At 68.8% G+C, this 21,671-nt stretch carries 20 protein-coding genes; 5 read left to right on the top strand and 15 right to left on the bottom strand.

Annotated features, from left to right (window positions below; translation table 11 throughout):
- Window positions 1–244: 244 nt before the first annotated feature.
- Entirely contained in the window at window positions 245–709 is a 465-nt protein-coding gene (soxR, locus tag DS837_RS30455) for a redox-sensitive transcriptional activator SoxR (RefSeq protein ID WP_149168172.1), read from the bottom strand.
- A 97-nt stretch (window positions 710–806) separates the two neighbouring features.
- On the opposite strand from soxR, the gene DS837_RS30450 reads away from it, so the two are divergent.
- Window positions 807–1,067 (top strand): hypothetical protein, encoded by a 261-nt coding sequence (locus DS837_RS30450; RefSeq protein ID WP_149168171.1) that lies wholly within the window; start codon window positions 807–809, stop codon window positions 1,065–1,067.
- Window positions 1,068–1,178: 111 nt separating this feature from the next.
- On the opposite strand, the gene frc is transcribed toward DS837_RS30450, so the two are convergent.
- Window positions 1,179–2,429, bottom strand: a complete 1,251-nt coding sequence (gene frc, locus DS837_RS30445) for a formyl-CoA transferase (protein WP_149168170.1) — start codon at window positions 2,427–2,429, stop codon at window positions 1,179–1,181.
- An 83-nt stretch (window positions 2,430–2,512) separates the two neighbouring features.
- On the bottom strand, window positions 2,513–2,941 hold the full coding sequence (locus tag DS837_RS30440; protein ID WP_149168169.1) for a PAS domain-containing protein: 429 nt from the start codon (window positions 2,939–2,941) through the stop codon (window positions 2,513–2,515).
- A gap of 452 nt (window positions 2,942–3,393) precedes the next feature.
- Between DS837_RS30440 and DS837_RS30435 the strand changes: the two genes are divergently transcribed.
- Window positions 3,394–5,457, top strand: coding sequence for a methyl-accepting chemotaxis protein (locus tag DS837_RS30435; protein ID WP_149168168.1), 2,064 nt, complete (start codon window positions 3,394–3,396; stop codon window positions 5,455–5,457).
- A gap of 12 nt (window positions 5,458–5,469) precedes the next feature.
- Here DS837_RS30435 and DS837_RS30430 read toward each other — a convergent pair whose 3' ends face one another.
- The 8 genes from DS837_RS30430 to DS837_RS30390 form a co-directional block, all read right to left on the bottom strand.
- Window positions 5,470–6,759 carry an amidohydrolase family protein gene (locus tag DS837_RS30430; protein ID WP_149168167.1) on the bottom strand — a complete coding sequence of 430 codons (1,290 nt, stop codon included), beginning with the start codon at window positions 6,757–6,759 and terminating at the stop codon, window positions 5,470–5,472.
- A complete protein-coding gene (locus DS837_RS30425) occupies window positions 6,759–7,682 on the bottom strand; it encodes an ABC transporter permease (RefSeq protein ID WP_145708446.1) in 924 nt (307 codons plus the stop codon). Before DS837_RS30425 ends, DS837_RS30430 begins: the two co-directional genes overlap by 1 nt.
- Before the next feature lie 5 nt (window positions 7,683–7,687).
- Window positions 7,688–8,737 (bottom strand): ABC transporter permease, encoded by a 1,050-nt coding sequence (locus DS837_RS30420; RefSeq protein ID WP_149168166.1) that lies wholly within the window; start codon window positions 8,735–8,737, stop codon window positions 7,688–7,690.
- Between the two features lie 201 nt (window positions 8,738–8,938).
- Window positions 8,939–10,486, bottom strand: a complete 1,548-nt coding sequence (locus DS837_RS30415) for an ABC transporter ATP-binding protein (protein WP_149168165.1) — start codon at window positions 10,484–10,486, stop codon at window positions 8,939–8,941.
- A 208-nt stretch (window positions 10,487–10,694) separates the two neighbouring features.
- Window positions 10,695–11,699 carry a BMP family protein gene (locus DS837_RS30405; RefSeq protein ID WP_149168163.1) on the bottom strand — a complete coding sequence of 335 codons (1,005 nt, stop codon included), beginning with the start codon at window positions 11,697–11,699 and terminating at the stop codon, window positions 10,695–10,697.
- Window positions 11,700–11,847: 148 nt separating this feature from the next.
- On the bottom strand, window positions 11,848–12,498 hold the full coding sequence (upp, locus tag DS837_RS30400) for a uracil phosphoribosyltransferase (RefSeq protein WP_149168162.1): 651 nt from the start codon (window positions 12,496–12,498) through the stop codon (window positions 11,848–11,850).
- A gap of 29 nt (window positions 12,499–12,527) precedes the next feature.
- Window positions 12,528–13,736 carry a URC4/urg3 family protein gene (locus tag DS837_RS30395; RefSeq protein ID WP_247890216.1) on the bottom strand — a complete coding sequence of 403 codons (1,209 nt, stop codon included), beginning with the start codon at window positions 13,734–13,736 and terminating at the stop codon, window positions 12,528–12,530.
- On the bottom strand, window positions 13,733–14,995 hold the full coding sequence (locus DS837_RS30390; protein WP_149168161.1) for a GTP cyclohydrolase II: 1,263 nt from the start codon (window positions 14,993–14,995) through the stop codon (window positions 13,733–13,735). The genes DS837_RS30395 and DS837_RS30390 overlap by 4 nt, the downstream gene beginning before the upstream one ends.
- Window positions 14,996–15,246: 251 nt before the next feature.
- Between DS837_RS30390 and DS837_RS30385 the strand changes: the two genes are divergently transcribed.
- Window positions 15,247–15,600 carry a hypothetical protein gene (locus DS837_RS30385; protein WP_149168160.1) on the top strand — a complete coding sequence of 118 codons (354 nt, stop codon included), beginning with the start codon at window positions 15,247–15,249 and terminating at the stop codon, window positions 15,598–15,600.
- Window positions 15,601–15,670: 70 nt separating this feature from the next.
- On the opposite strand, the gene DS837_RS30380 is transcribed toward DS837_RS30385, so the two are convergent.
- Window positions 15,671–16,072, bottom strand: a complete 402-nt coding sequence (locus DS837_RS30380) for a hypothetical protein (RefSeq protein ID WP_247890215.1) — start codon at window positions 16,070–16,072, stop codon at window positions 15,671–15,673.
- A gap of 399 nt (window positions 16,073–16,471) precedes the next feature.
- Between DS837_RS30380 and DS837_RS30375 the strand changes: the two genes are divergently transcribed.
- The gene (locus tag DS837_RS30375) at window positions 16,472–18,529 is read left to right on the top strand and encodes a cellulase family glycosylhydrolase (protein ID WP_149168158.1); all 2,058 of its coding nucleotides are present in this window, start codon (window positions 16,472–16,474) and stop codon (window positions 18,527–18,529) included.
- Window positions 18,530–18,611: 82 nt separating this feature from the next.
- On the opposite strand, the gene DS837_RS30370 is transcribed toward DS837_RS30375, so the two are convergent.
- Both DS837_RS30370 and DS837_RS30365 read right to left on the bottom strand, forming a co-directional pair.
- Window positions 18,612–18,956, bottom strand: coding sequence for a hypothetical protein (locus DS837_RS30370; RefSeq protein WP_247890214.1), 345 nt, complete (start codon window positions 18,954–18,956; stop codon window positions 18,612–18,614).
- A 138-nt stretch (window positions 18,957–19,094) separates the two neighbouring features.
- Window positions 19,095–19,487: a hypothetical protein gene (locus DS837_RS30365; RefSeq protein WP_149168156.1), complete on the bottom strand. Its 393-nt coding sequence runs from the start codon at window positions 19,485–19,487 to the stop codon at window positions 19,095–19,097.
- 262 nt (window positions 19,488–19,749) lie between these two features.
- Here DS837_RS30365 and DS837_RS30360 point away from each other — a divergent pair, with 262 nt between their 5' ends.
- Window positions 19,750–20,127, top strand: coding sequence for a hypothetical protein (locus DS837_RS30360; RefSeq protein ID WP_149168155.1), 378 nt, complete (start codon window positions 19,750–19,752; stop codon window positions 20,125–20,127).
- Between the two features lie 90 nt (window positions 20,128–20,217).
- Here the strand turns inward: DS837_RS30360 and DS837_RS30355 are convergent, their stop codons facing one another.
- Entirely contained in the window at window positions 20,218–21,093 is an 876-nt protein-coding gene (locus tag DS837_RS30355; RefSeq protein ID WP_247890213.1) for a lytic transglycosylase domain-containing protein, read from the bottom strand.
- Between the last annotated feature and the right edge of the window lie 578 nt (window positions 21,094–21,671).

Genomic DNA, 21,671 nt, shown 5'->3' with positions numbered 1-21,671 from the left:
TTTTTTTGGCAAAGCACTTTGTTTCCGCGATGTGGAAACTTGAGATTCCTTGTTGCGTCCCGATGAAGACTCGGGCATCATTCTTCTTACACAGGGTTCATCACCCTTTGTATCGGGCGGGTTGTTGCTCCGCATTATATGCGAGCCTCTCGGATACTGGCCGTGCTGGAAACAGCACGGCCTTTTTATTGCCGAGACGACGCCGGATGAGGAGGCTATGCTGCAGTGCGGCAAAACAGCGCGGTCATCGCCGCGGATCGAGCAGGCGTGGGCCGGGACCGTCCTCCGACAGCTCGTCCCAGGGGTTGCGCAGCGGGCATTCGCCGAGCGACAGGCAGCCGCAGCCGATGCACCCCTCCAGCCCGTCGCGCAGCTTGGTGAGCACGGCGATGCGCTCGTCCAAGTCCGCTTTCCAGGCGGCGGACAAGCGTTTCCAGTCCTCTGCGGTGGGCGTGCGGCCGTCCGGCAGGGTCTTCAGCGCCTGCGCGATGGTGGCCAGCGGGACGCCCAGGCGCTGGGCAACCTTGATGACGGCAATACGCCGGAGCACGTCGCGGGGGAAGCGGCGCTGGTTCCCGCTGCTCCGCCAGCTTGTGATCAGCCCCTTTGATTCGTAGAAGTGGATGGTGGACACTGCCACTCCGGAGCGTTCCGCGACCTCGCCCACGGAAAGGTCCTTGTCGATGTCGGCGGGATCGAGAATCGCCATCGCCGGGCCTCCCCTGGGGTTCGGAACCTCTTGACCTCAAGTGAAGTTGAGGTCGTATCGAGAGAGAGTCAACAGCGCGCCGCATCGAGGGTAGCCGATGATTTCACCAACCTCCGTCGACTGGACTTCGCTCAACACCCTGCGCGCCACGCCGGGGCCGGAGGTGACGGCTCTGCCGGCCTCGTTCCTGACGATCACCAAGGCCGCGAACCTGAAGCCGGCCATCGTCCGCCTGGTGCTGGACGGGCTGTTGCGCCAGGGCTTCGTGCGCGAGTACGAGACCCAGTACGGCAAGGCCTACGCCCGCACGCCGGAGGGCAACCAGCGCATCCGCGAAGTGAGGGAGTGGCTGCGCTGAAAGCGCCCTCTCTTCCTGGAGAGAGCGGGGCGCCGGGCGCACAAAAAAGAACGGCGCCCCTTTTGGGGGCGCCGTCTTCGCAAGGTGTGCCGTCAGACTGTCGGGAAGCGATCAGACGACCTTGTTGGCGTGCAGCTCGGCAATCTGCTCCGAGGTGTAGCCGAGGCTGGCCAGAACCTCGTCGGAATGCTCGCCGAGCAGCGGCGATCCGGTCACTTCGACGGTCATGTCGGAGAACTTGATCGGGCTGCCGACGGTCAGGTACTTGCCGCGGGCCTTGTGATCGACCTCGACGATCGTGCCGCTCTTGCGGAGCGACGGGCAATCGGCGATCTCCTTCATGGTCAGCACCGGGGCGCACGGGATGTCGAACTTGCGCAGGATGTCGACCGCCTCGTACTTCGTCTTGTCGGCCAGCCAGCCTTCGATGTAGGCGAAGATGTCGAAGATCTTGTCCTGACGCGCCTGGGCGGTGTTGTAGGCCGGATCGTCGATCCACTCCGGCTTGCCGAGAGCCTTACAAATCGGCGCCCAAGCGTGGCCCTGGATGGTGAAGTAGATGTAGGCGTTCGGGTCGGTTTCGGCGCCCTTGCACTTCAGGACCCAGCCCGGCTGGCCGCCACCGCCGGCGTTGCCGCCACGCGGAACCACGTCGGAGAACTCGCCGTGCGGGTACTGCGGGTACTCTTCCAGGTAGCCGACGCGGTCGAGGCGCTGCTGGTCGCGCAGCTTGACGCGGCAGAGGTTGATGACCGAGTCCTGCATCGACACGGCAACCTTCTGGCCCTTGCCGGTCTTCGAACGGCCCATGAGGGCGGTCAGGATGCCGATGGCGAGGTGCATGCCGGTGTTGCTGTCGCCCAGCGCGGCGGCGCTGACGGTCGGCGGGCCGTCCCAGAAGCCGGTGGTCGACGCCGCACCGCCGGCGCACTGGGCGACGTTCTCGTAAACCTTCAGGTCCTCGTAATGGTGGCCGTCGCTGAAGCCCTTCACCGAGGCGACGATCATGCCCGGGTTCAGCTCGTTGATGCGCTCCCAGGTGAAGCCCATGCGGTCAAGCGCGCCCGGCCCGAAATTCTCCACGAGAACGTCGGATTCCTTGATCAGCTTCTCAAGGATTTCCTTGCCCGCCGGGGTCTTGGTGTCCAGCGTCAGCGAGCGCTTGTTGCTGTTCAGCATCGTGAAGTAGAGCGCGTCCGCGTCGGGAATGTCACGGAGCTGGTTGCGGGTGACGTCGCCGGAACCCGGCCGCTCCACCTTGATGACGTCCGCGCCGTACCAGGCGAGGAGCTGCGTGCAGGCGGGGCCGGCCTGAACGTGGGTGAAGTCGATGATCTTGATCCCTTCGAGCGGCTTGCTCATGGCTCGTTTACTCCCTCTCACTTATTGCGATGCCGTTGTTGAGCACTGGACAACACGGACAAACTGGCGGGATGGGTTGTGGGTTACTGGCTTGCGGACTCCAACTCCGACAGGCGTCGGCGGAGCTTTCGCTCCTCGGCCCAGCGGCTGCTCTCGTCGCGGATGATGGCGACGATTCCGGTCACCGTGCCGTCCGGCGCGGTCAGCAGGGCGACCGTGAAGGCGATGGACAGGGCGTGCCCGTCCTTGTGCTGGGCCGGGACGCGCAGCACCTCGCTGCCGTAGCGCGTCTGGCCCGTGCGCATGGTGTTGGCGTAGCCGTCCCAATGGCGCTGGCGCTGGCGTTCCGGGATGATGATGTCGAGCGATTGCCCCAGCGCTTCGCCCTCCGCGAAGCCGAACATCCGCTCGGCCGCTGGATTCCACAGCGTGATGGCGCCCTGCGCGTCGGACACGACGATCGCGTCCCCGGCGGCCATGACCAGCTGTGCGAAATCGACTGTTGCGCTCATGAAAGCATTTGCTCCGACTCCGGACCCGAAACCTTCCGGCGCCGTCATGTTTTCTTCAAAACACGCCCGCACCGTTGGTTTTGCACTTCGTTTCCGAAGCGCGATGGGATGTGAGATACCGTATACCAGATGCGAAATGCCTGGCAAGCTCTTTTGTGCGTTAGGCGAACTAATCGTGCTCCGGACCTTTCGCGGCAAATGCCGCAGAGTGGAAGGGGCGGGTAGCCCGATGCGTTCGTCCCGGCCCGATCCGGCACCAGGGCACCGCTGTGATGCCTCCGGTATAAAGCCGGCGCCCGTCTCGTCCCTGGCGGACGGTGGGCTTGGTGGGCGCTCGCCGCCGTTGAACCAGCGGATGATCCGTAGTCGGCGGATATGGCCGTTCGGTTTTCGGTGTGCCAAGATGACCGACCGCCCCTGATCCGGGGCGGCGGCTCGAACAGGGTAGGGGCATGACGGGGCGTTTCAGAACCAAGATCATCATCGGCATGACCGCTGTCCTGGCCGTGGGAGCGGCGGCGGTCACCTCTGTGTCCCTGTTCCTGTCCCGCGACGCCGCGGAGCGGGCGGTCACGACCCTGGTGGCCGAAACCGCCGACCATCACGGCGCGCGGGTGGCCGCCGACATCTCCGCCGCCTTGGCCGATGCCCGTTCCGCCGCCGCGCTGGTGGAGGTGGAGCGCTCCACCGGCGCTCCGCGCCGCGAGACGGTCAACCGCTACCTCAACCGCCTGATGGCGGTCGGCCCGCTCTACGCCGGGGTGTGGGTGGACATGGCCGATGATGGGTTCGATGGCCGTGACCGCGAGGTCGCCGGGCTGGACCGTGCCGGCGAGATTCTCGGCCTGCCCGGCACCGGGCGGATGAGCCTGCTGTGGCTGCCCGGTCCCAAGGCTGACGACAGCGAGGGCTATCCCTTCTCCGACGTGAAGGAGAAGGAATATTACCGGGCCGCCGCCGCGGCCGGGAAGCCGGTGCTGACCGAACCCTATCTGGACGATCTGACCAAGGCGCTGATGACCAGCGCGGCAGCACCGGTGAAGGACGGCGACCGGGTGATCGGCGTCGCCGGCGTCGACCTGACGCTGAGCGGTCTGACCGATCTGGTCCGCCGCGTGAAGCCCTATGGCGACGGCCACGCGGCGGTGCTCACCGGCGCCGGGGTCTATGTGGCCCATCCCGACGCCGGTCGCCTGTCCCATCCCGCCGACGACCTGCCGGAGGACGCGCGCCGCGCCATCGCCGAGGGGCGGGCCTACGATGGCGTCGTCATGCTCGGCGGTGCTCCCTATTACCTGCGCCTGTCGCCGGTGCGCTTCACCGGCGCCGACGGCGCGTGGTCGTTCCTGGTCGCCGCGCCGCAGGCCAGCGTGATGGCCGACGCCAACCGGCTGACCCTGCTGACCGTCCTGGTCGGGGCGGGCTGCATCCTGCTCGGCGGGCTGGTGGCGTGGCGGGTGGGCGACGGCATCGCCCGGCCGGTCGCCGGGCTGACCGCCGCCATGGACCGGCTGGCCGCCGGCGATCTGGACGTCGCCATTCCCGGCGCCGACCGCAGCGACGAGGCGGGGGCCATGGCCCGCGCGGTCGGGGTGTTCAAGAAGGGGCTGGTTCAGGCCCGCGATCTGGGCCGCCAGCAGGAGGCGGAGTGGCGGGCCAGGGAGGCGCGGACCGCCGCCCTGCTCGACCTGCAACGCGGGTTCGAGGAGCGGGCGGGCGGACTGACCGGGGCGCTGGCGTCGGCGGCGCAGCAGCTCGAATCCACCGCCCGCGCCCTCACCGGCATCGCCGAGCAGACCCACGGCCGGTCGGAGCGAATGACGCTCTCCGCCCATTCCGCCGCGGACAACGTGCAGACCGCCGCTGCGGCGACCGAGGAGCTGTCGGCCTCGGTCGAGGAGATCGGGCAGCAGGTGGGCGAATCCGCCCGCATCGCCGAGGCGGCGGTGGCCGACGTGAAGCGCGCCGACTCGGCGGTCGTCGTGCTGGCCGACAGCGCGGAGCGGATCGGCGCCGTTGTCGGCCTGATCAACGACATCGCCGGCCAGACCAACCTGCTGGCGCTCAACGCCACCATCGAGGCGGCCCGCGCCGGCGAGGCCGGAAAGGGCTTCGCGGTCGTCGCCGGAGAGGTCAAGAGCCTGGCCAACCAGACCGCCCGCGCGACCGAGGACATCGTCGGCCAGATCAAGGGCATCCGCGACGCGACGGGGGAGGCGGTGGAGGCGGTGCGGAGCATCAGCCAGACCATCGCCCAGGTCAGCCGCATCGCGTCCGGCATCGCGGCGGCGGTGGACCAGCAGTCCGCCGCCACCCGCGACATCGCCCGCAGCGTCCTGCAGGCCGCCGACGGCGCCCGCGAGGTCAGCGGCGGCATGGGCGAGATCCGGGCCGGAGCGGGCGACACGGGCGCCGCCGCCGACCAGCTCCTCGCCGCCGCCGCCGGGGTGGCCGGTCAGTCCAAGGAACTGGCCCGTGAAATCGACCGCTTCATCGCCGGGGTCCACAAAGCATGATCTGCGGGACGGTTATGTCGCCCGCGCCGTGGGCAGGGTGAAGGACACCGACTCCGGACGGCCCGGCAGGGAAAGCTGCGCCTCCACCGGGGCGCAGCGGCTGACCACGGCGCCACGGCGCAGGACGAACAGGCGGGTGGCGCGGGTGCGGATCGCCTCCACCGGGTCGGCGGCCTGGAGCACCACCAGATCGGCGTGGCAGCCGACCTCCAGCCCGTAGCCGTCGAGGTGGAGCAGCTTGGCCGGGGCCTCCGTCACCGCGCGGAAGCAGGCGAGCATCCCGTCGTAACCGGTCATCTGCCCGACATGCAGGCCCATGTGCGCGACCTCCAGCATGTCGCCGGAGCCGAGCGGATACCAGGGGTCCATCACGCAATCGTGGCCCAGCGCCACCGTCAGGCCGGCGCCCATCAGCTCCGGCACGCGGGTCATGCCGCGGCGCTTGGGGTAGCTGTCGTGGCGCCCCTGGAGCGTGATGTTGATGAGCGGGTTGGCGATGACGCCGAGGTTCGCCTCGACCATCAGCGGGATCAGCTTGGAGACATAGTAGTTGTCCATGGAATGCATGGAGGTGAGGTGCGAGCCGGTCACCCGGCCCTGCATCCCCAGCCGCTGCGTCTCGTAGACCAGCGTCTCGACATGGCGGGACAGCGGGTCGTCGGACTCGTCGCAATGCATGTCGACCAGCAGCCCGCGCTCCGCCGCGATCTCGCAGAGCAGCGTCACGGAGGCGGCACCGTCGGCCATCGTCCGCTCGAAATGCGGGATGCCGCCGACCACGTCCACGCCCATGTCGAGCGCGCGCTTCAAAAGGTCCACCGCGCCGGGCGCGCGCAGGACGCCGTCCTGGGGGAAGGCGACCAGTTGCAGGTCCAGGTAGGGGGCGACGCGCCGCTTGACCTCCAGCAGCGATTCCACGGCGAGCAGGCGCGGGTCGCAGATGTCGACATGGCTGCGGATCGCCAGCAGGCCGCGCGCCACCGCCCAGTCGCAATAGGCCAGCGCCCGCTCGACGATGGCGTCCTGGACGAGCTGCGGCTTCAGCTCTCCCCACAGCGCGATGCCCTCCAGCAGCGTGCCGGAGCGGTTGACCCGCGGCAGGCCGTAGCTGAGGGTCGAGTCCATGTGGAAGTGCGAATCGACGAAGGGCGGCGTGACCAGCCGGCCCGTGGCGTCGATCTCCTCCCCGGCGGGACCGGGCAGGTCCTTCTCCACCGCGGCGATGCGGCCCTCGCGGACGCCGATGTCCATGCCGGTGCGGCCGTCGGGCAGCGTGGCGCGGCGCAGGATCAGATCGAACATCAGCGTTCTCCTTTGCGGTACGGGATCATCAGCGCCCGCGGGTAGGAGGCGCGGCGCGCCACCAGCACCAGCGCCAGGATGCTCAACAGGTAGGGCATCATCAGGAACAGCTGGTAGGGCAGGACGCCCCCCGCCACCTGCTGAAGCCGCAATTGCAGCGCGTCGAAGGCGGCGAACAGCACCGCGCCCAGAAGCGCCTTGCCGGGCCGCCAGGAGGCGAAGACGACCAGCGCGATGCAGATCCAGCCGCGCCCGTTGACCATGTTGAAGAAGAAGGCGTTGAAGGCCGACAGGGTGAGGAAGGCCCCGGCCAGCGCCATCAGCGCGCTTCCCGCCACCACCGCGCCGATGCGCACCGCGGTGACGCTCAGGCCCTGGGCCTCCGCCGCCGCCGGATTCTCGCCGACCATGCGCACCGCCAGCCCGACCGGCGTGCGGTAGAGGACGTAGGCGACCACGGCGACGAGGATCAGCGCCATGTAGGTCATCGGCGTCTGGGCCAGCGCGCCGGGCAGGTCCAGCGGCTGGAACGGCTCGATGGTCGGCGGGGTGCTCGCCTGCGGCAGGACGAGGCGGTAGACGAAGTAGGACAGGCTGGTGCCCAGCAGGGTGACGCCGATGCCCGCCACATGCTGCGACAGGCCCAGCGGCACCGTCAGGGTGGCGTGCAGCAGACCCATCAGCCCTCCGCAGAGTGCCGCCACCAGCACGCCGGTCCACAGGTCGGCCCCCTGGTAGACGGCCATCCAGCCGGCCATGGCGCCCATCGTCATGATGCCCTCGATGCCGAGGTTCAGCACGCCCGCCCGCTCGCACAGAAGCTCGCCCAGCGTGCCCAGGATGTAGGGGGTGGCGATGCGCAGCACCGCCGTCCAGAAGGCGGCGGAGACCAGGATGTCGAGGATCGTTTGGAACAGCTCCATGGCGCTCACCCCCGCCGCAGCCGGTAGCGCGTCAGCAGCCCGGCGACCAGCATGCACAGCAGGCTGGTGGCGACGAGCACGTCGGCGATGTAGTTGGGCACCGGCATGGCGCGGCTCATGGCGTCGGCGCCGACGAAGATGCCGGCGATGAAGACCGCCGCCCCGACCACGCCCACCGGGTGCAGCTGCGCCAGCATGGCGACGACGATGCCGCTGTAGCCGAAGCCCGGCGACAGGTCGAGCGTCAGGTAGCCCTTCAGTCCGCAGACCTCGATCACCCCGGCCAGCCCCGCCAGCCCGCCGGACAGCAGGGCGGTGCGCAGCATGACGCGGGTCACCGGCATGCCGGCGAAGGCCGCGGCGCGCGGGTTGGCGCCGACCGCCCGGTTCTCGTAGCCCCAGATGGTCCGGGTGTCGATCAGCCAGAGCAGGGCCGACAGGCCCAGCGCGACCAGCAGGCCGGTGTGCAGCCGCGTGCGCTCGACCAGCTTGGGGAGTTCGGCGGCCTCGACGACCGGGGCGGACTGCGGCCAGCCCATGCCCATGGGGTCCTTCAGCGCGCCCTCCAGCAGCATGGAGACGAGCAGCAGGACGATGAAGTTCAGCAGCAGCGTGGTCACCACCTCGTCCACGCCGAAGCGCACCTTCAGCACGGCGGGGCCGAGCAGCGTGGCGCCCCCGGCGGCGGCCCCGGCGATCATCACCGTGGGCAGCAGCAGCCAGGCCGGCAGGTTCAGCATCCCGCCGCCCAGCACGACGGCGGCGAGCGCGCCCATGTAGAGCTGCCCTTCCGCCCCGATGTTCCACAGCTTGGCGCGGAAGGCGACCGCGGCGGCGAGGCCGGTGAGGATCAGCGGGGTGGCGCGGGTCAGCGTCTCGGTCAGGGCGAAGCGGGAGCCGGCGGCCCCCTCCAGCAGCAGGCCGTAGGCGCGCAGCACCGGCGCGCCGGTCCAGGCGACCAGCAGCGCGCAGAGCGCCAGCGCCGCCACGACCGCCGCCACGGGCGCCAGCAGGCGGGCGGCCAGCGGGGTATGCTCTCGCGGTTCAAGCCGCATGATTTTTTCCTTGTGCCTTATTCCCGCGGAGGTGCTTGGGCGCTGACCTTGCCCCCTCCCTAACCCTCCCCCTCTTCGAGGTGGAGGGGACTGCCGCCGCTTCGCAGAAGGCACCCTCTCCCGCAACGCGGGGGAGGGTTGGGGAGGGGGCAGCGGCGCTGCCTTTGCCTCTCTGCGGCAATGACGGTGGAGCAAGGTCGCTCATTGCACGCCCTCCCCGACGATCTCCGGCAAAATCTCCCAATGCCCGGCCATCAGCAGGCCGAGCTGGCGGACCGACACGCGGCCGTGGGGCAGAACGGGGGTGAGGCGCCCGTGATGGGCGACGGTGATGCCGTCGGCCAGCGCCAGGATCTCGTCGAGGTCCTCGGAGATCAGCAGCACCCCGGCCCCGGCGGCGCGGGCCTCCAGCAGCCGCCCGTGGACGTAGGACACCGCGCCGACGTCGAGGCCGCGGGTCGGCTGGCTCGCCAGGATCAGGTCCGGCCCGTGGGCCAGCGTGCGGCCGAGGATCAGCTTCTGCATGTTGCCGCCGGACAGCAGCTGCGTGCGGGCGTCCGGCCCCGGGCAGCGCACGTCGAAGGCTTCGATGACTTCCTCGGCGTAGGCGCGGGCCGCTCCCCGGCGGATCAGGCCGAAGCGCTGGAAGGCCGGGTCGTGGTAGCGTTCGGCGATCAGGTTCTCCCACACCGCCATGGCGCCGACGAGGCCGGCGGCGTGCCGGTCCTCCGGGATGCGGGCGACGCCGCGCCGGACCATCTCCGCCGGGCCGGCGTCGCCGGCGGCTTCGCCCTTCAACGTCATGGTGCCGGAGTCGGGGTGGATCAGGCCGCTGACCAGCTCGGCCAGCGCGGTCTGCCCGTTGCCCGACACGCCGGCGATGCCGACGATCTGGCGGCGGCGCACGGTCAGGTCCACCGCGTCGAGCAGCGGGCGCCCGTGGCCGGAGGCGACGGTGACGCCGGACAGCGTCAGCACCGGCTCGCCCGGCTCCAGCGGCGTGGGGGTGGGCGGCTTCAGGGCGCGGCCGACCATCAGCTCGGCCAGCTCCTCGCGGTCGGTCTCGGCGGTCCTGCGGGTGGCGACAAGGCGCCCGCCGCGCAGAACGGCGACGGTGTCGCTGGCCGCGAAGACCTCGTTCATCTTGTGGCTGATGAAGACCACGGCCAGACCGTCGGCGGTCAGGCGGCGCAGCGTGTCGAACAGGCTGGCCGATTCCTGCGGAGTCAGCACCGCGGTCGGCTCGTCGAGGATCAGGACACGGGCGTCGCGGTAGAGCGCCTTCAGGATCTCGGCCCGCTGCCGCTCGCCCACCGACAGGTCGCCGACCAGCGCGTCGGGCCGCACCTCCAGCCCGAAGCGGCGGGCGAGGTCGAGCAGCTTCGCCTTGGCGGCGGCGCGGTCGGAGCGCGGGCGCCACAGCGACTCCGTGCCCACGGCAATGTTGTCGAGCACCGACAGGTTGTCGGCCAGGGTGAAGTGCTGGTGGACCATGCCGATCCCGGCGGCCAGCGCCGCGCGGGGGGAGCCGGGGGGAAGCGGCTGGCCGAACGCCTCGATGGTTCCTTCATCGGCCACGTAATGGCCGAACAGGATGTTCATCAGGGTCGTCTTGCCGGCGCCGTTCTCGCCCAACAGGGCCAGCACCTCGCCCTTGTGGAGGGTCAGCGAGATCGAATCGTTGGCGACGAGCGGCCCGAACCGCTTCGTGATGCCGGAGAGGCGGAGGACGATGGGGGGTGATGTCATGGATGTCCGCGGGGTGCCGGGGAGGCGAAGTGACTTTCCCTCTCCCGTCCCGGGAGAGGGTGCCCACGAAGCGGGTGGGTGAGGGTAAAGCCGAGGATCAAAGCACTGATTCTTGGCGGCACCCTCACCCTCCCGCGCTTTGCGCGGGCCCCTCCCTCTCCCGGGGCGGGAGAGGGACTGAAAGGCAATGCTTCTTAGGAAGTGTGGATCACATCGTCGACTTGGGCTCGTTGTCGTTCACCTTCACGGTGAACTTGCCGTCGAGGATCTCCTGCTGGCGGGCCTTCACCTTGGCCATCACGTCGGCGGGGACCTTGCCCTCGAAGGTGCCGAGCGGGGCGAGGCTGGAGCCCTTGTGGACCATCTGGCTGTAGGGGCCGTAATCCTCGGCCTTGTAGCTGCCGGCCTTCACCGCGGCGATGGCGCGGTCCACCGACGGCTCCATGTGCCAGAGCGCGCTGGCGACCACGGTCTCCGGATATTGCGGCTGGGTGTCGATGACGTTGCCGATGGCCAGGACCTTGCGCTCCTTGGCGGCGTCGGACACGCCGAAACGCTCGGCGTACATCACGTCGGCGCCGCGGTCGATCATGGCGAAGGCGGCTTCCTTGGCCTTGGGCGGGTCGAACCAGGAGCCGATGAAGCTGACCATGAACTTCACGTTCGGGTTCACCTCCTTGGCGCCCTCCATGAAGGCGTTCATCAGGCGGTTCACCTCCGGGATCGGATAGCCGCCGACCATGCCGATGACGTTCGACTTGGACACCGCACCCGCGATCATGCCGGTCAGATAGGCCGGCTCCTGGATGTAGTTGTCGAAGACCGAGAAGTTCGGCTCCTGCGGCTTGAAGCTGGAGCCCATGACGAAGGCGGTCTTGGGATAGTCCTTGGCGACGGCGCGGGCCGCGCGCTCGACGCCGAAGACCTCGCCGAAGACGAGCTGCTGGCCGCCCTCGGCGTACTGGCGCATCACGCGCTCATAGTCGGTGTTGGCGACCGACTCGGCCCAGACATACTCGATCTCGCCGCGGGCCTCGGCGGCCTTCAGGGCGGTGTGGATGCGGCTGACCCACTGCTGCTCGATCGGCACGGTGTAGACGCCGGCGACCTTGACCTTCGACTGAGCCCAGGCGGGCAGAGCCATCGCCGCGACGGCGGCGGCCGCCGCGCCGCACAGGACGGCGCGCCGCGCCACGCCCAACAGGTTCCCCATTTTGCAATCCCCTCCGTCTGCTTTGCTGTTTCGGCACAGATGTGCAGCAGAGGCGTTGCAACGGCAATGCCATTCCGTGCGCGTCAGCCCTGCTGCGGCTCTCACGGGTTGGCAGGGTGGCATGTGACCAAAAGGGCGGCAACGATTCTCAGCGGGTGCCGTAAAGCCGGTCGCCCGCGTCGCCGAGGCCGGGCAGGATGTAGCCGTTCTCGTCCAGCCGCTCGTCTACCGCGGCGGTGAAGACGGGCACGTCGGGGTGCGCGTCGTGGAAGGTGCGCAAACCCTCCGGGGCGGCCACCAGCACCGCCAGCTTGATCGAGGCGGCCCCCGCGTCTTTCAGCCGGTGCACCGCCGCGACGGCCGTGTGGCCGGTGGCGAGCATGGGATCGACCAGAATGACCAGCCGCTCCTCGATGTCCTCCGGCACCTTGAAGAAATACTCGACGGGGGTCAGCGTCTCTTGGTCGCGGTAGAGGCCGATGTGCCCGATGCGGGCCGAGGGCAGCAGCGTGCGCATGCCGTCGAGCAGCCCTTGCCCGGCCCGCAGGATGGAGACGAGGCACAGCTTCTTGCCGGTCAGCAGCGGCGCGTCGAAGCTGGCCAGCGGCGTTTCCACCGGGCGGTCCTCCAGGGGAAGGTCGCGCGTCAGCTCGTAGCCCATCAGCTGCGACACCTCCCGCATCACCTCATGGAACCGGGCGGTGGGGGTCTCCCGCCGCCGCAGAAGGGTCAGCTTGTGCTGGACCAGAGGATGGTCGATGACCGTCAACGTCGGGATGGGCAGCGTCGGGTTGGGCATGGGCGACCCTTCGGGTGGTTGGCGTCACATCAGAAGACGGTTCCGTCGCTGCGGATGCGGATCGGCGGGCCGCCGCCGGGGCGGCGCTCGCGGGCGATCCGGCGTCCGGCGGTCCAGCTCCCGCCCTGGAGAACCTTGGCGAGCGGGAAGGACTCCGCGGGCACGCCCAGCCGGGCGCGCACCTCGTCGGCGAGGCGGTCGAGCAGGGCGACGGTCAGGGCGCGCCACTCCACCACCGCCTCGTCGCCCACCTCCAGCTCGTCGGTGAGGAGGCGCGGCTCCTTCGGCACCAGAACGCCGCTGTCCACCAGCAACCCGCCGTTGCGGTATTCCGGCAGGCCGGTCAGCCGGTCCAGCCCGGTGACGGCGATGCCCGCCCCCTCCAGCGGCTCGACCAGCGAGTAGCTGAGCCATTGCGACAGCTTGTGGAAGGGGACGAGGCCGACCGCCGAATGGGTCCAGCTGTCGCCGAGATTGATGCCGCCGCGCTCGATCCGGCCCGGCCAGATCGGCCCCAGCCCGCGCAGCACCGCATCGAGGATGGCGGAGGCGGGAAGCGTCCCGTCCACGGCCTGCGCCTTCAGCGCGTCATAGAGGGTGCCGACCCGCCCCGGCGTGCCGAACAGGTCGGGCGCGGCGGTCAGCGCGCTCCCCAGCCGGCGCAGCAGCGCCGCGCGCCCCTCCAACCCGACCAGCGGGTTGTCCGGCCCGGCCTGGAAGCTGCGGGCGAGCGCCGTCCCGGTCATGGCCGAAAGGGTGGCCGCGTCGGCGCGCAAAGGGGCGTGGACCGGATCGTCGGCGAAGCCGCCGGACCGGAACAGGTCGAAGCTGGCGATCGCCAACCCCTCGGAGCGGGCCAATTCGACGCCGTCCTTGTCGCGGTAGCGCCAGCGGTCGCCGGCACCGGCGTCCAGCAGAACGCTGGTCACCGCGAGGTCGAAGCGGATGCGTGCGATCTCGTCGGCGTCCGCCCTCAGCCCGGCGGCAAGCGTCGCCCAGCGGTCGTCGCCGTTCACCACGAAGTGCCGCCAGCGGCTGTGGTAGGGAACGTCCAGGTCCGGGTAGGACTCCCGCGTCACCGCGGCGACCAGGGCGGCGGCCCCGGCCAGCCGGTCCGGGCGAAACGCGAAATGGGCGAGGTCGCCGCGCTCGGCCTTCGCCAGGATCGCGTGGGCGCGCTGGCGCACCGCGTCGGCGGAGAGCAGCCACCCCACATCATCGTCGCCGACGGCGCTCAATCGGTCAGCCCCCGGCCCTTGGCGACGGTCAGCTCCTCCGCGGTCGGCACGGCGGGGGTGAAGTAGCCGGCGGCCTTCTTGGCGTCCATCTCCACCTTGGCGTCGTCGGGGATCAGCTCCTCGGGGATCGGGATCTGCTCGACGATCTCGATGCCGGCGCGGCGGATGGCGTCGGACTTCATGTTGCTCATCGACACCATGCGGTCGATGCGGGTGACGCCCAGCCAGTGGAAGACGTCGGGCATCAGCTCCTGGAAGCGCATGTCCTGGACGCCGGCCACGCACTCCGTCCGCTCGAAATAGGCCTCCGCCCGGTCGCCGCCGGGCTGGCGCTTGCGCGCGTTGTAGACCAGGAACTTGGTCACCTCGCCGAGCGCCCGCCCTTCCTTGCGGTTGTAGATGACGAGGCCGGCGCCATTCTCCTGCGCGGTGCGGATGCACTCCTCGACGCCGTGGGTCAGGTAGGGGCGGCAGGTGCAGATGTCGGAACCGAAGACGTCCGACCCGTTGCACTCGTCATGGACCCGGCAGGCGACCTTGCGCGCCGGGTCGGTCAGCGCCGCCACGTCGCCCAGGATGTAGACGGTCAGCCCGTTGATCGGCGGCAGGAAGACCTTCAGGTCGGGACGGGTCACCAGCTCCGGGAACATGCTGCCGGTGTGCTCGAACAGGCCGCGGCGCAGCGCGCTCTCGGTGATGCCGAAGCGCTTGGCGATGCCGGGCAGGAACCACACGGGCTCGATGGCGACCTTGGTCACGCGGGCGTCGCCGCTGGGCAGCAGGATCTGGCCGTCCGCCGCCAGCCGCCCGGCCCGCATGGCGTCCACCAGCTCCGGCATCTTGATGCGGGCCTTGGTCACGGCGATCGTCGGGCGCACATCCACGCCGCGCGCCAGATGCTCGCCGAACGCCTCGCTGACCATGTGGCCGAAGGGGTCGATGGAGACGATCGTCTCCGGGTCGCCCCATTGCGGGTGCGGGCCGATGGGCTCCGCCGGGGCGGTGTTGGTCAGGTCCGGCACGTGATAGGCGCTGAGCTGCCCCGCCGCGACGGCGAGCGCCCGGTAGACCGCGTAGCTGCCGGCGTGGGCGCCGATGGCGTTGCGCTGCGCCGGGTCGGAGAGCGAGGCGACGACCGGCCCACGCTCCGCGGCGGTGGGGGCGCCCCAGTGGACCGGGGTGTAGCGCGGCTTGGCGCCGCCGGTCGGGTGCGAGGCGAGAACGATGTGACGTTGCGGCTGGTTGCGGCGGCTTTCCATACGGACGCTCCCGATGCCATTCACCATGCGACAGTGTGACACAGTTTCGGCGCCTGCGAACACCAAATCGAATGGCCGCAACCCCTGACGTTCGTTCGGTTTTCGACCCGCCATTTCCGCCGGGGGGCACCACCTTCGGGGAATAGGAGGTGCCCGAAATTTGTCCCAGGGCGGATGGTTGGAGCCAGAGCTTGGGCGCACGATCTCCTGTTAGGATCGGGTCAACCGATCGCAGAAAAAGGATGCAGGGAATGTCCGTCCACTCAGGCGCGGGCCATTCAGGCAAAGGTGGCGCTGGCAAGCGCGGGTCCGGCAAACGCGGCTGGAGCGTGGCGCTGGGAAGCTTGGTGCTGACCGTCGCGTTGGCCGCTCCGGCTCTGGCCGACGACCATGGGCGCTGGAAGAAGCACAAGCACAGGCATCACCACCGCGGCCACGGCCCCGTGGTGATCTACGAGCCGCCGCCACCCGTCGTGGTGATGCGCCGCCCGCCGCCCGTCTATTACGCTCCGGCGCCGCGTGTGGTCTACGCACCGCCGCCCCCGCCGGTCTACTACGCGCCCGCCCCGGGCCTCAGTGTCCAGATGAACATCCCGCTGCGCTGAGGCCGCCGTCCTGCGGAAGGCGGTCCGCGACCGGGCGCGCCTTCACCGCAGGGCTTTCACCGGAGGACCGTCACCGCAGGACGCGGCACGGGTCCACGATCAGCATGTCCACCGGCTCGTCCTCGCCCTTGGCGGGCATGTCCTCATGCTTGGGGATCAGCAGGCAGCGTCCGTCCTGAAGCAGGACCGCCTTGACCCGGAACCACATCGTCTTCGGGTTGCTGCCGAAGGTGATTTCAAACGAATCGCCCGCCGCGATGCGCGCGGGCACCGGCACGTTGCCGTACTCGCGGCAGGTGTGGGTGAACACCCAGTTGCGGCACAGCTTGAAGGTGGCCGATCCGCTGGTGGTCACCAGCGACACGCTCTGCCCCACGGCGGGAGCCGGAGACGCCTGAACCGGCGCGCCGGCAAGCGCGGTTGCCAAGGCCGTCGCCAAAGCCGCCGTCCAAAGCGCCGCCACAATCCTCATGCCCGTCATCATCCACCATCCGTCATGGCGCGCAGTGTAGCACGTGCGGCTTCGCCCGCGGGTTGACACTTCGGAAGAGCGGGCTCCGCACCGGCTCGCACCACGCTGTCCACACCGGGACGATCGCGGCATCCCGGATGTGAACCGATTGGCCTCCCGCCTGTGACCAGGCTGGGGCACGGGCGCCGAACGGTCCGGCGCGAGGGCGGCGGCGGTGTCCGCGGCGCGTCCCCCGCAAACCCAGAGCGGGCCTGCTGTTGCGCCGCCGCATCAGGCAAAGCCAGCCGCCGGCCGCTCCTATTTGCCACAAATGGTTAATTCATTTTAAAGAAATTGTTAGTATCTCATTAACCATCTGAAGCCACGGTCTAGCCATCGAAACCGCAATGGAATAGACAAATGGCGACGACCTCCACTGGTTTGACCAAATCCAAAATCGTCGTGAACGCTTATGGCACCTCTTCGGACGCTGTGAATCCTCACTTTCGTCTGATGATCGACGGCAAGGATGTTGGTCAGGCGTCGGTGGGCTCGGCCGAGCCGAAAGCCTATACATTCGACGTTGACGTTTCCTCTGGTCAGGCACACAAAGTTCAGGTTGTCTATGACAACGACGACGTGAACGCAGGGTCGAGCCGCGACCTGGGCATCAAATCCATCGTCATCAACGGCCACACGCTGAGCCCGATTGACGCGAGCTACGAGCGGCACGACGACACTGGCGGAACCATGGCCGGCCAGGAAGGCCTGTGGTGGAACGGGGCGTTGAGCTTCTCCACCCCGGCGTCGCTCTATGGTGCCACGCCCGACACGGCCGCTTCCGGCAGCACCCCCGCCGCGCCGGAGGCCGACAGCGCCGCCACGGGCGGCAGCGACGCCTCCGCCGGCTCCTCGACCATCACCATCAACGCCCGCGGCACCGCCGCGGCGGGCCAGAACGCGCACTTCACGGTGCTGGCGGACGGCAAGACGATCGGCGAGGGCGCGGCCGGCACGGAGTCCAAGGACTTCTCCTTCAAGACCGATCTGGCCGCCGATCAGGCGCACAAGATCCAGGTCCAGTACGACAACGACGCCACCGTTAACGGTCAGGACCGCAACCTGCATGTCGGCAGCGTGACCATCAACGGCCACGAATACGCCCCGACCGACTCCGCGGTCGGCTACGACAAGGGCGCGCTCGACGGCAAGGACGTCATCAAGGGGCAGGCCGACCTGTGGTGGAACGGCACGCTGGTGGTCGAGGCCGACAAGGGCCTGTTCACCTCCGGTTCCACGCCCTCCACGGCTCCGAGCACGACCCCGGCCACGCCGACCGCCCCGGTGACGACGCCTTCCACCGACAGCGGCACCGGGTCCAGCGGCGGCTACCTGCACACCGAGGGCAGCCAGATCGTGGACAGCGCCGGCAACAACGTGAAGCTGACCGGCGTCAACTGGTTCGGTGCGGAGGGCTATGCCTTCGCCCCGCAGGGGCTGTGGCAGGACAGCTACAAGAACATCATGGACCAGATGCAGGGCCAGGGGTTCAACACCATCCGCCTGCCCTGGTCGGACGCCATGCTGGACAACGGCCGCATGCCGACCGGCATCGACTATTCGAAGAACCCGGAGCTTCAGGGCAAGACCAGCCTCGAGGTGTTCGACAAGATCATCGAACACGCCGATCAGACCGGCATGAAGATCATCCTTGACCACCACCGCTCCGGCGACGGCGCCTCGGCCAACGAGAACGGGCTCTGGTACACCAGCCAGTACCCGGAATCGAAGATGATCGAGAACTGGAAGATGCTGGCCCAGCGCTACGCCGACAACCCGTCGGTCGTCGCCGCCGACCTGCACAACGAGCCGCACGGCCAGGCCACCTGGGGTGATGGCAACCAGGCCACCGACTGGAAGGCCGCGGCGGAGCGCATCGGCAACGCCGTCCAGTCGGTCAACCCGAACTGGCTGCTGATCGTCGAGGGCGTCGAGAACTCGTCCGAGGGCACCTACTGGTGGGGCGGCAATCTGGACGGCGTGAAGACCGACCCGGTCGATTTCAACATCGACAACAAGCTGGTCTATTCCGTCCACGACTACCCGCCGTCGATGGCCGGGTTCGGCTGGTTCGACGATCCCGCCTATCCGAACAACATGAAGGACATCTGGACGGACGCCTGGGGCTGGATCGTCCAGAAGGACATCGCTCCGGTCCTGGTCGGCGAGTTCGGCACCAAGCTGGAGACCGGCCAGGACAAGCAGTGGCTCGACGCCATGGTCAAGTACATGGACGGCGACTACAACGGCGACGGCAAGTCCGATCTGGCGGCGGGCGACCAGGGCGTCAGCTTCACCTACTGGGCCTGGAGCCCCGGCTCGGGCGACACCGGCGGCATCATGACCGACGACTGGGCAGTGAACACGGCGAAGATGAACGCCATCGAACCGGCCCTGTTCGACGGCACGATCGCCTGATCGCAGGTTCCGCTCTTTGCAGGACAGGCTCGGCGCCGGACGATCTCCGGCACCGGGCCTGTCCCGTTTTCAAGCGCTTCGCTTACGCCGAGGCCGCGCCGCGCGGGCGGAACAGCGCTTCCGCCTCGGCCCGCGGGTCGCGAAAGCGGCTGGCCGGCTGCCCCGGACGCCCGCCGCCGGCCAGGATGGCGACCGTCTCGGCCAGCCACAGATAAGGCCCGCTGCGCCCGGCTTCGGGAAGGCGGGACAGGTCGCGCAGGTAATTGCCCACCGCCTGGGTCAGCGCCTGCTCGCCCGTTGCGCCCTGCACCCGTCCGGCGGCGGCGGCGAAGCGGCGGCGCTCCTCCGCATCCGTCTTCACCCGTTTCTCCACGGCCTTCAGAAGCGCCGCCCGGGTGCGGGGACCGTTCAGCAGGTTCAGAGCCATCACGACCGGATCGACCGGCCTCGCGGGGCGCGAAGCGGAGTCCCCCACCGTACGCCGCGGCTCGGCCCCGCGGCGTGTCGAATGTCCGTTCTGCATGGAATGTCTGGCTTTCTTTCCCCGGAAGGGCCGAGCAGCCCTTCAGATGGTGTAGGTTCCCTCGAACAGGTCGCCGAGCGCGAGGCGCATCAGGGACCGGGTCCGGGTGACGCGCCGATGCTCGTCGCGCGCGGTGACCATATGACAACGCCGGCACAGCCACCGCCGTTCCATCGCCTTCTCCGCGCGGCGGCGGTACAGCCCGACGATGCTCCGCGAGGTCCTGACCCCGGCATATTCGACCACGTCCGGCCAGGGCGCCGGGTCACCCTCGTCGCTGAACCAGAGTCCGTCGGGCGACAGCCAGCGGCCGTCGGGCAGGCAGCGCAACGTATGGCCGTGCGGACGCCCACAATGCTCGCACCGCGGAGCGGCAGGGCTGGGGGCTATGGAACGGTCCTGATGTTCGGCGGGACGGTCGATGAGGCGGGCCATTCTGACCAGGGATGGTGGCTGCGAACAAAACCAAAACCGAATCTAGCGCATCGCACGGTCCGTGGGAATCCCCAACGATGGCCCGCCCGCGGTAATTCTTCGATCGCAGGTTATGACGAAAGCCGTGTGCGCCAACGCCCCGGCATCTTCCGCGGGACCTGGTCGCCGCTTTTGCAAGCCGGTGGGGCCGGTCGGAGCATTTTGCCTCTGGTTCCTGTGCGCCACTGCCTATACGCTGTCTGACAAATCGGAGCTATAGGTCATGGAAAAGGTAACAGTGCCGCAGACTTCGGCCGTGTCCGTCCCCGGCAATTCCACCGATGGTGGTGTGAAACAGCGCGTGGACTTCGAACTGAATGGCGCCCGCATCGTCGCTTTCCTGGACAGCGACCAGCCCACCCAGCCCGGCGGCATCATGTGGCCGCAGGTTGCCGAATCCTACGCCGCGGAGCAGGGGATCGGCATGAGCGACGCCCGCTGGTACAGCGTGCAGCCTTACCGCTTCGCGAACGGTCGCCCCAACGTCAACGAATACCGCCCCAACGGCCAGACCTGGAAGTTCGAGACCAACCTGAACACGGCGGCTGAGATCGTCCGCCGCCTGGGCCTGGACCTCGACTCCCTACCGCTCGACATCTGAACCCGCGCCCAGCTCGGTGATGCCAAGCGCTCACGCGCTTATCATTGAAATACCAGACGCTCACGCGCTTATCATTGGAATACCGGGCGCTTACGCGCCCGGGGGCACCACGAAGCAGGCCATGCCCATGCCTGTCAGCCCGGCGCAGCTCTGCGCCGCGTCCTGTTGCGTCAGGCCGGTAAGCCGGGCGCGGTAGAGCGGTCCGCTCTGGGTGTCCACCGTCTGCACCACCCGCTCGGTGCGGCTCAGCGTGCCCGGCATGGACCGGCGCGCCCGGTCGATGATGCGGGCGCTGTCGTCGGGCGACCGGAAGGCGCCGAGCTGGACGGTCCAGCCGCCCGCCGAGGCGACCTTCACCGGCAACGGCGTGGCCGCGATGACTGGCGGGGGCAGGGGAGCGACCGGCGGGGCCGGCACCGGGGTCACCGGCACCGGGGCCGGAGCGGCGGAAATGGGCGGAGGCTGCGTGGCGGGTAGGCTGGCGACTTCCACTGCGCCGCCGGTGATGCCACCCTCCAGGCGCGGCGACACAGACGCGATGTAGCGCCGCGTCTCGCCGGGCAGGCGGCGGTTGCCGGCCAGATAGTCGGCGTAGCAGCCCGGCCCACAATTGTAGGCGCCAAGGAAGCCAGGCGACCCGAACAGGTCGTACATCTCCCTAAGATAGGCGGTGCCCGCCAGGATGTTGTCCCGCGGGTGGTAGGGGTCGGAACCCAGCCCGTGCTTGCGGCGCATCTCCGAATAGGTCACCGGCATCACCTGCATCAGGCCCATGGCGCCGGCATGGCTGGTGATGGGGCGCCCGTTCATCATGGTGCGCCCGCCGCTCTCCTGGCGGATGACCTCGCGGATCCACTGCTCCGGCATCCCGAAGCGGCGCGAGGCCTCCGATATATGAGCGTCGATGTTGGTGTCGCGGGAGGAGGATGACGGATCGCTGGCGCACGCCGCGAGAAGGCCGGACAAAAGGGCCGCCGTCAGGAGCGATTTTCTGAAACGCACAGTGCCGTCCACCTGTTGTGACGATCGATCGGATGACCGGTGGGTGACCGGGACGGCAAGATTGCACATTTCCCTCAAATCCTGAATGGCCCTGTCTGTGACCAATGGCTCATTGTGACGCTGGCGTTTCAGAAAAAAGTGCGTTGTGGTGGAAAAAGCGCTTGCCGGGCTCGGCCGAGCCGCCTATAACCCGGCTCCCACGACGCCGGGGCCGCTGAGAAGCGCGACGGCGGCAAGGGAACGGCAGAGATGCCGAAGACGAGACGAAGTAACGTCAGGCCAGCGTGAAAACAAAGGCTTGACAGAGCAAGTCGGATCTTCTAGATACAGCGCCCCGACGCGCCGCACCGGACTCCGGTGGCGCAGCGCGGGACGGGCAGCGGTCCTTGGTGAGGATCGCGGGATCTTGGATATTGTTGATACCGTGTTGTGAGAAGGGATGCGCAGGCGGCGGTTTTGGCCGTTGGCCGCGGACCGGTTCCGGAGAGGGACTGGCATCGCGGGTCGCTTGAGCATCTCGGTCAAGCAGTAAGAGACGAACA

The organism is Azospirillum brasilense (genome assembly GCF_008365405.1).
Lineage (GTDB): Bacteria > Pseudomonadota > Alphaproteobacteria > Azospirillales > Azospirillaceae > Azospirillum > Azospirillum brasilense_D.
Note: the sequence above shows the minus strand (reverse complement) of the source record. Positions and strands in the feature narration are given on the sequence as shown.